The organism is Agromyces mediolanus, from assembly GCF_044917495.1.
Lineage (GTDB): Bacteria > Actinomycetota > Actinomycetes > Actinomycetales > Microbacteriaceae > Agromyces > Agromyces mediolanus_B.
Window position 1 is genome coordinate 72,487 of the sequence record NZ_JAVSSI010000003.1, and the last position, 12,698, is coordinate 85,184.

8 protein-coding genes are annotated in these 12,698 nt (G+C 71.6%); 5 read left to right on the forward strand and 3 right to left on the reverse strand.

What is annotated here, in order from left to right; genetic code table 11:
• Window positions 1-53 precede the first annotated feature (53 nt).
• Both ROT00_RS05690 and def read left to right on the forward strand, forming a co-directional pair.
• The gene (locus ROT00_RS05690; protein ID WP_404773065.1) at window positions 54-3,458 is read left to right on the forward strand and encodes a pyruvate carboxylase; all 3,405 of its coding nucleotides are present in this window, start codon (window positions 54-56) and stop codon (window positions 3,456-3,458) included.
• Between the two features lie 73 nt (window positions 3,459-3,531).
• The gene (gene def / locus ROT00_RS05695; RefSeq protein ID WP_404773067.1) at window positions 3,532-4,023 is read left to right on the forward strand and encodes a peptide deformylase; all 492 of its coding nucleotides are present in this window, start codon (window positions 3,532-3,534) and stop codon (window positions 4,021-4,023) included.
• Window positions 4,024-4,102: 79 nt separating this feature from the next.
• On the opposite strand, the gene ROT00_RS05700 is transcribed toward def, so the two are convergent.
• Window positions 4,103-5,935 (reverse strand): AMP-dependent synthetase/ligase, encoded by a 1,833-nt coding sequence (locus ROT00_RS05700; RefSeq protein WP_404773069.1) that lies wholly within the window; start codon window positions 5,933-5,935, stop codon window positions 4,103-4,105.
• A gap of 149 nt (window positions 5,936-6,084) precedes the next feature.
• Here ROT00_RS05700 and ROT00_RS05705 point away from each other — a divergent pair, with 149 nt between their 5' ends.
• The 3 genes from ROT00_RS05705 to ROT00_RS05715 all read left to right on the forward strand — a co-directional run bounded on the left by ROT00_RS05705 (window position 6,085) and on the right by ROT00_RS05715 (window position 9,245).
• Complete coding sequence (locus ROT00_RS05705) at window positions 6,085-7,050, forward strand: ROK family glucokinase (RefSeq protein WP_404773070.1); 966 nt, start codon at window positions 6,085-6,087, stop codon at window positions 7,048-7,050.
• A gap of 55 nt (window positions 7,051-7,105) precedes the next feature.
• Window positions 7,106-7,795, forward strand: a complete 690-nt coding sequence (locus ROT00_RS05710) for a lysophospholipid acyltransferase family protein (RefSeq protein ID WP_404773072.1) — start codon at window positions 7,106-7,108, stop codon at window positions 7,793-7,795.
• A gap of 121 nt (window positions 7,796-7,916) precedes the next feature.
• Window positions 7,917-9,245 carry a class II 3-deoxy-7-phosphoheptulonate synthase gene (locus tag ROT00_RS05715; protein WP_404773490.1) on the forward strand — a complete coding sequence of 443 codons (1,329 nt, stop codon included), beginning with the start codon at window positions 7,917-7,919 and terminating at the stop codon, window positions 9,243-9,245.
• A 270-nt stretch (window positions 9,246-9,515) separates the two neighbouring features.
• Here the strand turns inward: ROT00_RS05715 and pknB are convergent, their stop codons facing one another.
• Both pknB and ROT00_RS05725 read right to left on the reverse strand, forming a co-directional pair.
• The gene (pknB, locus tag ROT00_RS05720; RefSeq protein WP_404773073.1) at window positions 9,516-11,420 is read right to left on the reverse strand and encodes a Stk1 family PASTA domain-containing Ser/Thr kinase; all 1,905 of its coding nucleotides are present in this window, start codon (window positions 11,418-11,420) and stop codon (window positions 9,516-9,518) included.
• Window positions 11,421-11,509: 89 nt separating this feature from the next.
• On the reverse strand, window positions 11,510-12,628 hold the full coding sequence (locus ROT00_RS05725) for a LysM peptidoglycan-binding domain-containing protein (RefSeq protein WP_404773075.1): 1,119 nt from the start codon (window positions 12,626-12,628) through the stop codon (window positions 11,510-11,512).
• Window positions 12,629-12,698 lie beyond the last annotated feature (70 nt).

Here is a 12,698-nt window from a genome sequence, read left to right on the forward strand (position 1 = left end):
GATTGCTCAGCGTTCGCTGTGCGCGTCCGCAGCCCGCTGACCGAGAGGCCTGCATGTTCACGAAGATCCTGGTTGCGAATCGTGGCGAGATCGCCATCCGCGCGTTCCGTGCGGCGAACGAAGTGGGTGCGAAGACCGTCGCGGTCTACCCCTACGAAGATCGCAATTCGCTGCATCGTCTGAAGGCCGACGAGGCGTACCAGATCGGTGAGCCGGGTCATCCCGTCCGGGCCTACCTCGACATCTCCGAGATCATCCGGGTGGCGAAGGAATCGGGCGCCGACGCCATCTACCCGGGCTACGGCTTCCTCTCCGAGAACCCGGAGCTCGCCCAGGCCGCCGCCGAGGCGGGCATCGCCTTCATCGGGCCGCCGAAGCAGGTCCTCGAGATGGCCGGCAACAAGGTCACGGCCAAGGAGCACGCGATCGCCGCGGGCGTCCCGGTGCTGAAGTCGACGCCGCCGTCGCGCGACCTCGACTGGCTCGTCGGGCAGGCCGAGGGGATCGGCTTCCCGATCTTCGCGAAGGCCGTCGCCGGCGGCGGCGGACGAGGGATGCGCCGGGTGAACACGCCCGACGAGCTCCGGCCGGCGCTCGAAGAGGCGATGCGCGAGGCCGACAGCGCGTTCGGCGACCCGACGATGTTCCTCGAGCAGGCCGTGCTGCGGCCCCGCCACATCGAGGTGCAGGTGCTCGCCGACGCGAGCGGCGAGACCGTGCACCTGTTCGAGCGCGACTGCTCGGTGCAGCGGCGCCACCAGAAGGTCATCGAGATCGCCCCGGCGCCGAACCTCTCCGACGAGGTCCGCCAGTCGCTCTACCGCGACGCGATCGCGTTCGCCCGCTCGATCGGCTACGTGAACGCGGGCACCGTCGAGTTCCTCCTGGACACCGCGGGCGAGCGCGCCGGCGAGCACGTCTTCATCGAGATGAACCCGCGCATCCAGGTCGAGCACACCGTGACCGAGGAGGTCACCGACGTCGACCTCGTTGTCGCGCAGATGCGCATCGCTGCGGGGGAGACCCTCGCCGAGCTCGGCCTCCGACAGGACGAGATCCGGCTCCGCGGAGCCGCGCTCCAGTGCCGCATCACGACCGAGGACCCGACGTCCGGATTCCGCCCCGACACCGGCAAGATCACGACCTACCGTTCGCCGGGCGGCGCCGGCATCCGTCTCGACGGCGGCACCGTGAACCCCGGTGCGCAGATCAGCCCGCACTTCGACTCGATGCTCGCGAAGCTCACCTGCCGCGGGCGCGACTACACGGCGGCCGTCGCCCGCGCGAAGCGCGCCCTCGCGGAGTTCCGCATCCGCGGCGTCTCCACGAACATCCCCTTCCTCCAGGCGGTGCTCGACGACCCGGCCTTCGTCGCCGGCGACCTCAGCACCTCCTTCATCGACGAGCGGCCGCAGCTGCTCCGCGGCCGGGTCTCGAAGGACCGCGGCACGAAGATCCTGAACTGGCTCGCCGACGTCACGGTGAACCAGCCGAACGGGGCGGCACCGATCTCCGTCCGCCCGGTCGACAAGCTGCCGAAGATCGACCTCTCGCAGCCCGCGCCCGACGGCTCGCGCCAGCGGCTGCTCGAGCTCGGCCCGGCCGGCTTCGCCGCGGCCCTCCGCGCGCAGACGCCGCTCGCGGTCACCGAGACGACGTTCCGCGACGCACACCAGTCGCTGCTCGCCACCCGCGTGCGCACCAAGGACCTCATCGCCGTCGCGCCCTACGTGGCCCGGCTCACCCCCGAGCTCCTCTCCGTCGAGGCCTGGGGCGGGGCGACCTACGACGTCGCGCTGCGCTTCCTCGGCGAGGACCCGTGGGAGCGGCTCGCGTCGCTCCGGGAGTCGCTGCCGAACGTCGCCATCCAGATGCTCCTCCGCGGGCGCAACACCGTCGGCTACACGCCGTACCCGACCGAGGTGACCGACGCCTTCGTCCGCGAGGCCGCGTCGACGGGCGTCGACGTCTTCCGCATCTTCGACGCGCTGAACGACGTGGCCCAGATGCGGCCGGCGATCGACGCCGTGCTCGAGACGGGCCACTCCGTCGCCGAGGTCGCGCTCTGCTACACCGGCGACCTCCTCGACCCTGCGGAGGACCTCTACACCCTCGACTACTACCTGCGCCTCGCCGACGAGATCGTCGGTGCCGGCGCGCACGTGCTCGCGATCAAGGACATGGCGGGCCTGCTGCGTCCCGCGGCGGCCGCGAAGCTCGTCCGCTCCCTCCGCGAGCGCTTCGACGTGCCGGTGCACCTGCACACCCACGACACCGCGGGCGGCCAGCTCGCGACGCTCCTCGCGGCCTCCGAGGCCGGCGTCGACGCGGTCGACGTCGCCAGCGCGCCGATGGCCGGCACCACGAGCCAGCCCTCCGCGTCGTCGCTCGTCGCGGCGCTCGCGCACACCGAGCGCGACACCGGTATCTCGCTCGACGCGGTCTCCGACCTCGAGCCGTACTGGGAGGCCGTGCGCCGGCTCTACCGCCCCTTCGAGTCGGGGCTGCCCGGCCCCACCGGGCGGGTCTACCACCACGAGATCCCCGGCGGCCAGCTCTCGAACCTGCGCCAGCAGGCCATCGCGCTCGGCCTCGCCGACGACTTCGAGCTCATCGAGGACATGTACGCCGCGGCGAACGAGATCCTCGGTCGGGTGCCGAAGGTGACCCCGTCGTCGAAGGTCGTCGGCGACCTCGCGCTGCACCTCGCCGCCGTGAAGGCCGACCCGGCCGACTTCGCCGCGAACCCCGAGAAGTACGACATCCCCGACTCGGTCGTCGGATTCATGGCGGGCGAGCTCGGCGACCTCCCGGGCGGCTGGCCGGAACCGTTCCGCACCAAGGTGCTCGCCGGTCGCGACGTCCGCATCGGCGTCGCCGAGCTCGACGAGGCGCAGCGCGCGGCGCTCGAGGGCGACTCCACCGCGCGGCGCCAGATGCTGAACACGCTCCTCTTCCCGGCGCCGACCCGCCAGTTCGAGCAGATCCGCGAGCTGTTCGGCGACCTGTCCGTCGTCGACACCGCCGACTACCTGTACGGCCTCCGCTCCGGCGCCGAGCACGTCATCGAGATCGACAAGGGCGTGCGGCTCTACGCCGGCCTCGAGGCGATCGGCGAGGCCGACGACAAGGGCATGCGCACCGTCATGACCATCCTGAACGGGCAGCTGCGCCCCGTCTTCGTGCGCGACCGCTCCATCACGGTGGACACGCGGGCCGCGGAGAAGGCGGACACCTCGCAGCCGGGCCACGTCGCCGCGCCGTTCTCCGGAGTCGTGACCCTGCAGGTCGAGCCGGGCGCCGAGATCCAGGCCGGTCAGGCGGTGGCCTCCATCGAGGCCATGAAGATGGAGGCGGCGATCACCTCGCCGGTCGCCGGCATCGTCGAGCGGGTCGCGATCCCGAAGACGCAGCAGGTCGAGGCGGGGGACCTCCTCGTCGTCGTCCGCCCCGCCTGAGTCGCGATACGCTGTCGCCGCCCCCCTGAACCGCTCGCAGCCCGCCGATCGCGGGCCCGGAATGGAGCTCTCCGTGCCTGAACGTCCCATCCGCGTCTTCGGCGACCCCGTGCTGAAGGCCCCGTCCGCCCCGATCGAGACGATCGACGACGGCGTGCGGGCGCTCGTCGCGGACCTGCTCGACTCGGTGAAGCTGCCGGGCCGAGCCGGCGTCGCCGCCCCCCAGATCGGCGTCAACCTGCGGGCGTTCAGCTACAACGTGGACGGCCGCATCGGGTACGTGCTGAACCCGGAGCTCGTCGAGGTGCGCGGCGAGAAGGAGCCGACGGGCGAGGGCTGCCTTTCCGTCCCGGGGCTCTGGCACGACACGCCGCGGCACCCGTACGCGCGCGTGCGCGGCATCGACCTCGACGGCCAGGAGATCGTGGTCGAGGGCACCGGGGTGCTCGCGCAGGCCCTGCAGCACGAGACCGACCACCTCGACGGCATCCTCTACCTCGACCGGCTCGAGCCGGCTGAGCGCCGGGTGGCGATGCGCGAGGTGCGCGAGTCCGACTGGTTCTGATCGTCGGCACGGCCGACGACGAAGGGGGGCCGCGATTCCGCGGCGCCCCTTCGTGCGTTCCGTCGACCTGGCGGCGAGGTCAGCTGATCGCCGACATGCCCTCGGTCGCCGGCGTCCCCGCGTACATCGCTTCGATCTCGCCGGCGAAGTCCTCCAGGATGACGTTGCGCTTGATGCTGAGCTTCGGCGTCAGGTGACCGCTCGCCTCGGTGAGCTCGAGGGGGAGCACCGTGAACTTGCGGATCGACTCGGCGCGCGAGACGAGCTCGTTCGCGGCGTCGATCGCCCGCTGCACCTCGGCGTGCACCGCCTCGTTCGCGGCGGCTTCGTCGAGGCTCATCCCGGCGTCCTCGCCGTTGTTGTTCAGCCAGACGGGCAGCATCTCGGGGTCGAGCGTGACGAGCGCCGAGATGAAGGGCTTCTTGTCGCCCACGACCACGACCTGGCCGACGAGCGGGTTCGCCCGGATCGGGTCCTCGAGCGCCGCGGGAGCGACGTTCTTGCCGCCCGCGGTCACGATGATCTCCTTCTTGCGGCCGGTGATCGTGAGGAAGCCCTCATCGTCGAAGGAGCCGATGTCGCCGGTCTTGAACCAGTCGCCGTCGAACGCCTCCGCGGTCGCCTCGGGGTTCTTCCAGTACTCCTTGAAGACGTTGATGCCCTTGACCTGGATCTCGCCGTCGTCGGCGAGGCGGAGCGCGACTCCGGGCAGCGCGGGGCCGACCGTGCCGATCTTCGAGCGCTTCGGCAGGTTCACGGTCGCGGGCGCCGTGGTCTCCGTGAGGCCGTAGCCCTCGAGGATCGCGATGCCGAGCGCGTGGTAGAAGTGGCCGAGACGGGCACCGAGCGGCGCCGAGCCCGAGACCGCGTACTTCACGTTGCCGCCGAGCGCGGCGCGGAGCTTCTTGAACACGAGGGCATCGAAGAGCCGGAAGCGCAGCTTCAGGCCGAGCGGCACCGAGCCCTGTTCGAGCGCGGTCGAGTACGCGACGGCCGTCTCGGCGGCGGCGCGGAAGATCTTGCCCTTGCCGCCGGTCTCCGCCTTCTGCTCGGAGACGTTGTACACCTTCTCGAAGACGCGGGGCACCGCGAGGAGGAAGGTCGGCTTGAAGCTCGACAGCGCGGGCAGCAGCTGCTTCGTGTCCGGCTGGTGTCCGACGCGCACGCCGGCGTGCACGCAGAGCACGGCGATGAATCGGGCGAAGACGTGCGCGAGGGTGATGAAGAGCACCGTCGACGCGCCGTTCGGGTCGAGCACGACCTCGTCGAGCGCGACCGCGGAGTTGCGGGACAGCTCGACGAAGTTCGCGTGGGTGAGCACGCAGCCCTTCGGCTTGCCGGTGGACCCTGAGGTGTAGATGAGCGTCGCGATGTCGTCGGCGTTCGCGATCGAGCGGCGCCGCTCGATCTCCTCGTCGGACACCTCGCCGCCGGATGCCGCGAGCTTGTCGAGGTCGCCGAGGTCGACCTGCCAGACGTGCTGCACGGCGGGCAGCTCGGGGTGGACCTCGTCGAAGCGGCTGAAGTGGTCGGGCGTCTCGACGATCATGGCGATCGCTCCCGAGTCGCTCAGGTTCCAGCGCACCTGCGCGGGCGAGCTGGTCTCGTACACGGGGACGAGCACGGCGCCGGCGAACCAGACGGCGAAGTCGATCAGCGTCCACTCGTAGCGGGTCTTGCACATCAGGCCGATCTTGTCGCCGGGCTGGATGCCTGCGGCGGCGAGGCCCTTCGCGAGGGCGATCACCTGGGCGTGGAACTCCTTCGCCGTCACCGGCGACCAGCCCCCATCGGCGGTCGGCAGCGAGAACAACGCGGCGTCGGGGGTTGCGCGCACGCGTTCCACGAGCAGATCGGTCGTGTTCGCATGCGGGTCGGCGGCGACAACGGCGGGCGTTGCGAATTCGGTCACGGCAGCTCCTTCGGCACCGGGGAGGCCTTCGCGCTTCGACGCACGTCTCGGGCCTCGGCGTTGGGTTGACTACACTCTAGTCGTTGCCCGCGCGCGCCCAGGCGTCGGCGGCGGCGCGAACCTTCCCGTTCCCCCTGAAAGGCGGCCTCGTGGCGCACGCGATCGGCATCGACATCGGCGGTACGAAGATCGCGGGCGCGATCGTCGACGAGCTCGGCACGATCCTCGTCCACGACCGGGTCCCGACCCAGGCCGGCGACGCCGGCGCCGTCGAGGACGCGGTCGTCACGATGATCGAGCGGCTCCGGTCCGACCCGCAGGCTGCGGGCGGGATCGAGGCGGTGGGTGTGGCCGCGGCGGGCTTCATCGACGCGGCCCAGTCGACCGTCTACTACGCGCCGAACATCGACTGGCGCAACGAGCCGTTCCGCGAGAAGCTCGAGGCCCGCGTGGGCGGCACCGTCGTCGTCGACAACGACGCGAACGCGGCGGGCTGGGCGGAGTTCCGCTTCGGCGCGGGCCGCCTCGTGAGCGACATGGTGATGCTGACGATCGGCACCGGGGTGGGCGGCGCGATCGTCGCGAGCGACCGGCTCTTCCGCGGCGGCTTCGGCGCCGGGGCGGAGCTCGGGCATCTCCGGCTCGTCCCCGGCGGGATCGCCTGCGGCTGCGGACAGCACGGATGCCTCGAGCAGTACGGCTCCGGCCGGGCGCTCCTGCGCATGGCGGGAGAGATCGCCGACGCCGGCGGCATCGGTCAGGCGCTCGCCCGCACTCGCGCCGAGCACGGCCGCCTCGACGGCACCCTCGTCGGCGCACTCATCGAGGCGGGCGACCCCGGGGCGGTGGCGGCGCTCCGCCAGCTCGGGCAGTGGCTCGGGCAGGCCGCGGCGAGCCTGTCCGCGGTGCTCGACCCGCAGCGCTTCGTCTTCGGCGGCGGCGTCGCGGTCGCGGGGGAGCTCCTGCTCCAGCCGATCCGCGAGGCCTACCTCGACCACCTCCCGGCGCGGGGCTACCACCCCGAGCCCGACTTCGTCATCGCCGAGCTCGTGAACGACGCCGGCGTGGTCGGCGCCGCCGACCTCGCCCGGGGGTGGGTCGAGCAGCACGCCTGATCGCTAGGCTGGACTCCGCCCGGGGCGGGCGCGACGGACGAGACGGGGAGCTCGGGTGTTCTACTGGATCATGAAGCACATCGTGGTGGGGCCGGTGCTCCTCGCGATCTTCCGCCCCTGGGTGGTCGGGCTCGAGAAGATCCCGGCCGAGGGTCCCGTCATCCTCGCGTCCAACCACCTCTCCTTCATCGACTCGATCTTCCTGCCCCTCATCGTCGACCGCCCCGTCGTGTTCCTCGCGAAGAGCGAGTACTTCACCGGGCGCGGGCTCAAGGGGTGGGCGACGAAGCTCTTCTTCCAGGCCACCGGTCAGCTGCCGATCGACCGCAGCGGGGGCAAGGCGTCCGAGGCGTCGCTCAACACGGGGCTCCGGGTCCTGAGCGAGGGGCGCATCCTCGGCATCTACCCCGAGGGCACCCGCAGCCCCGACGCGAAGCTCTACCGAGGGCGCACGGGCGTCGCCCGCATGGTGCTCGAGTCGGGCGCCCCCGTGGTGCCGGTCGCGATGATCGGCACGGCCGAGGTGATGCCGATCGGCACCCGGCTGCCGAAGGTGCGTCGCATCGGCATCGTGATCGGCGAGCCGCTCGACTTCTCGCGCTTCCACGGACTGGAGAGCGATCGTTTCGTGCTCCGCAGCGTCACCGACGAGCTGGTGTACGAACTGCGGGAGCTGAGCGGCCAGGAATACGTGGACGTCTACGCCAGTTCTGTGAAGGAACGACGGGCCTCCGAGGCGCGGTAGGCTCGTTCTACGACGCCGCGGAGCGCGGCGTCGTTTCGTACCCGCGCGCGATCGCGCGCCCGACCCTCCAGGACATCCAGTGCAACAGCTCGTCGAGCCCTTCGTGAACGCAGATCCCGATGTGATCGCGGGCCTCGACTATTGGCGCGAGCTGCCGATCAAGCAGCAGCCCCAGTGGCCCGACGCCGAGGCCGCGGCTGCGGCGTCGGCCGAGCTCGCCACGCTGCCCCCGCTGGTCTTCGCGGGCGAGGTCGACATGCTGCGCGAGCGGCTGGCGTCGGCGTCGCGCGGCGAGGCGTTCCTGCTGCAGGGCGGCGACTGCGCCGAGACCTTCGCCGGCGCCACGGCCGACCAGATCCGCAACCGGGTGAAGACCCTGCTGCAGATGGCGGTCGTGCTCACCTACGGCGCCTCGATGCCGGTCGTGAAGATGGGCCGCATGGCGGGTCAGTTCGCGAAGCCGCGCTCGAGCGACACCGAGACCCGCGGCGACGTGACGCTGCCGGCCTACCGGGGCGACATCGTGAACGGTTACGACTTCACTCCGGAGTCCCGTGCCGCCGACCCCCGGCGCCTGCTGCAGGGCTACCACATGGCGGCGTCGACGCTGAACCTCATCCGCGCGTTCACGCAGGGCGGCTTCGCCGACCTGCGCCAGGTGCACCAGTGGAACCAGGGCTTCGCCGCCAACCCGGCGAACGCCAGGTACGAGAAGCTCGCCCGCGAGATCGACCGCGCCGTGAAGTTCATGGACGCGTGCGGAGCCGACTTCGAGGAGCTGAAGCGCACGGAGTTCTACACGGGCCACGAGGGCCTGCTGATGGACTACGAGCGTCCGATGACCCGAATCGACTCGCGCACCGGCACCCCGTACAACACCTCGGCGCACTTCATCTGGATCGGCGAGCGCACCCGTGAGCTCGACGGTGCGCACGTCGACTTCCTCTCGCGCGTCCGCAACCCGATCGGGGTGAAGCTCGGCCCGACGACGACGCCCGAGACGATGCTGGAGCTCGTCGAGAAGCTCGACCCGAACCGCGAGCCGGGGCGCCTGACGTTCATCACGCGCATGGGCGCCGGCCGCATCCGGGAGGCGCTGCCGCCGCTGCTCGAGGCCATCAAGCGGTCCGACGCGCAGCCGCTCTGGGTGACCGACCCGATGCACGGCAACGGCATCACGACCCCCACCGGCTACAAGACCCGTCGCTTCGACGACGTGGTCGACGAGGTGAAGGGCTTCTTCGAGGCGCACCGCGCGGCGGGAACGCACCCCGGCGGCATCCACGTCGAGCTCACCGGCGACGACGTGACCGAGTGCCTCGGTGGTTCCGAGCACATCGATGAGGCGACGCTCTCGACGCGCTACGAGTCGCTGTGCGACCCGCGGCTGAACCACATGCAGTCGCTCGAGCTCGCGTTCCTCGTGGCGGAGGAGCTCGCCGCCCGCTGATCGCCATCTGAACGGCGGCGCCCGCACTGCGGGCGCCGCCGTTCCGCGTTTCCGAGCGGTCTCTTCTTCCGGCGTCTCGGGGTTCGACGGTTCGTCTCGGGAGGAGTTCGGCGCGCGCGGAGGCGAAACCCCTGCGGGAGCGCCTCCCACGGCGCGAATCTCCTCCGCCGCGGAGCGACCGGATGGCGCGCAGCCGCAGTGCGAGCAAGCGCGGCGGCCGTGCGACCAGGCACGGCGGCTCAGCGGTGGCAGCCGCTCGGAAGCGGCCGCTCAGAAGTTGACGGAGATCTCGCTGCCGCGCTTGATGCGATCGCCCGCGGCCACGCTCTGCTTCGCCGCGACGACGGCGCCTTCGAGGAACTCGGGCACGTTCGACGTCACCGTGAAGTCGAGCGCCTCGAGCTGCGCGCGCGCCTCGGCGACGGTCTGCCCCGTGATGACGTTCGGCACCTCGACGAGATCGGGGCCCTTCGAGACGATGACGAGGACGCTGTCGCCCGGTCGCATCGGATCGCTCTGGGCCTCCGCGCTGATCACGACGTCGGCGGCGACCTCGTCGCTGAACTGCGGGTCGCCCTGGACGAGCTCGAGATTCACCTCGGCGAGCGTCGCCTCGGCGTCGCCGATCGACATGCCGGTCACATCGGGCACCGCGCCGAGGGAGACGACGAGCGTGATCGCCCCGCGCTCCGGGTAGCTCGCGGGCAGGGCGTTGCCGTCGCCGTCGAGGAGCGCGATGACCGCTCCGGCCTCGATGTCGCCGTTGAACTGCTGGGCGACGTCGTCGGCGACCGCGAACTCGGAGAGCGCGGTTCGCGCATCGGCCTGCGGCAGGCCGATCACATCGGGGACGTCGAGGATGCGCGGCCCGAGCGAGACGAACATCGTGACGACGGAGCCGCGCCTGGCCTGCGCGCCCAGGCCGGGGTCGGTGCCGGAAACGAGGCCCGCGGCGATCTCCGGATCGTTGCGCTCGCCCGGCTCGACCTGGAAGCCGGCGTCCTCGAGCGCCCCTTGCGCGGCGGCGGGCTCGAGACCCACCGTCTTCGGGATCGCGACGAGCGAGCCGGGGCCGGCGCCGAAGTACCACCCGGTGCCGCCGGCGAGGCCCGCGAGCAGCAGGACGAGGGCGAACAGCCAGTAGCCCTTCCGCTTCCGCCGGGCGGCTCGCGCGGCGAGCGCCGCGGATTCCTCGCCCTGCTCGTCGAGCGGGGCGACGGTCGTGGGCACCGGCGCGGACGGCGGCTGCAGCACGCTCGTCTCCGCGGTGGCCACGGCGTCCCCGAGGACCATGGTGGGCTGGTAGAGCTCGGTGACCGGTCCTGCGACACCGCGGATGGCGCCCTCGACCTCGCGCAGCCGGTCGAGCATGACGCGGGCGTCCGCCGGACGCTGCTCGGGGTCGCGGGCCGTGGCCCAGAGCACCAGCTCGTCGAGCTCGGGCGGGACGCCGGAGAACTTCGAGCTCGGCGTCGGCACCTGGTCGTTCGCGTGCTGGTACGCGATCTGCATCGGCGCTTCGCCGACGTACGGCTGCTCGCCGGTGAGCATCTCGTACATCATGATGCCGACGGCGTAGATGTCGCTCCGGGCATCGGCGACGCCGCGAGTGACGAGTTCGGGGGAGAGGTACGCGATCGTGCCGAGGAGCGCCTGCCCCGTCGCGGTGTTCGCGCTCGCGGCGCGGGCGAGCCCGAAGTCGCCGAGCTTGATGCGGCCGTCGTCGGCGAGCAGCACGTTCTCGGGCTTCAGGTCGCGATGCACGATGCCCGCCTTGTGCGCGGCCGCGAGGCCGGCGAGGACGGCGTCCATGATGTCGACGGTCTGCTCGGGGGTGAGCCGCTGGTAGTCCTTCAGGAGGTCGCGCAGGGTGATGCCCGGCAGGTACTCCATGACGAGGTACGCCATGTCGGCGTCCTGGCCCTGATCGAACACGTTCACCACGTTCGGGTGCGCGAGGCGGGCGGCCGAGCGGGCCTCCTGCACGAAGCGGGTCTTGAAGGTGTTGTCGTCGGCGAGGTGGCCGTGCATGATCTTGATCGCGACCCGGCGTTCGAGCCGAAGATCGGTCGCGAGATACACGGTCGCCATGCCGCCGCGGGCGATCCGCGAGCGCACCTGGTACCGGCCGTCGATGAGACGGCCGAGCATCGGGTCGACGGGCGCAGTGGTCACCGTAGAAGTCTACGAAGCGGCGTATGCCGTTCCGGTTCGAACCGCCGGAACGACACGGATCGAAACCCCTTCGTGACCCGCTCGGGGGGTCAGCCGAGCTCGGAGAGCCAGGCCGCCGCCTGCGCCTCCCACTTCGCGTAGTGGTTCGGGTAGGCGCTCAGCTGGACCGCCTGGGCCGCGTCGGTCACACTCAGGGATTCCCAGCCGGGAATGTCGAGGAGGCCCCGGGTCACACCCGGGTTCGGGTTGCCGGCTCCGCCGTAGAACGCCGTCGTGGAGCGGACCGGATCGAGCACCTGTTCGGCGGTGCCCCAGCCCTGGCTCGGTCGCTGCTGGAAGAGGCCGAGCGAGTCGCGGTCGCCGTGATCGAGGTTGCGAAGTCCCGACTCCTGTGCGGCGGCCGCCAGCGCGACGACGATGCCGCGATCGGGGACGCCGAGCGCACGGCCGATGTCGACGATGAGCTGCGCGTTCCCGCGCATCTCCTCGGTGAGCACGACGTTCACGGCCGAGACGACGGCGACGGATGCCGGGCGCGGGACCGTCAGCACCTGGCCGGGCTGGAGCACCGGGTCCGCACCGAGCCGGTTGGCCGCGAGGAACTGGTCGAGGTCCACGCCGAGCCGGTCGGCGAGGTCCCAGGCGGTGTCGCCGTCGGCGACGGTGACCTGTTCGGGCGTGCCGCCCGCGGCGGTCTCCGGGCTCGGGACATCGGCCACCGGCGCGGCGGGGGCGTCGCTCACCGAGCCCGCGATCGGGAGCACGACCTGCTGGCCGGGGAAGATGAGGCTCTCGCGACCGAGGCCGTTGGCGCTCAGCAGCTGGTCGAGGTCGACGCCGTACCGGTCGGCGATCCCGCCCATCGTGTCGCCGGCGACCACCGTGTGCCGGGCGATCTCGGGTGCGCGGTCGCTCGGGCGCGGCGTCGAGCCGCCGGGGAGGACGAGGCGCTGGCCGGGGAAGATCAGGCTGGACCAGCCGAGGCCGTTCGCCGCGAGGAGTTCGGCGGTGGAGAGTCCGTAGCGCTCGGCGATCCCGCTCACCGTGTCGCCGTCGGCCACGGTGACCTCGGCGGGGACCGCGCCCGCGACGGAGCGGACCGCGCCGGCGCCGTTCGCGGTGGTCTTCGCCTTCGCCTGGCGTTTGAGCGGCTGCGGCGCGGCGTCCGCGGGCTGCGCGAAGCCGAGCGCCACGGCGATCGAGCTCATCACGGCGATGGGGAGGGCGATCGCTCGGGACCGGAGGCTCGGCCGCGATGCCTGGGCTCCCGCATCCGGC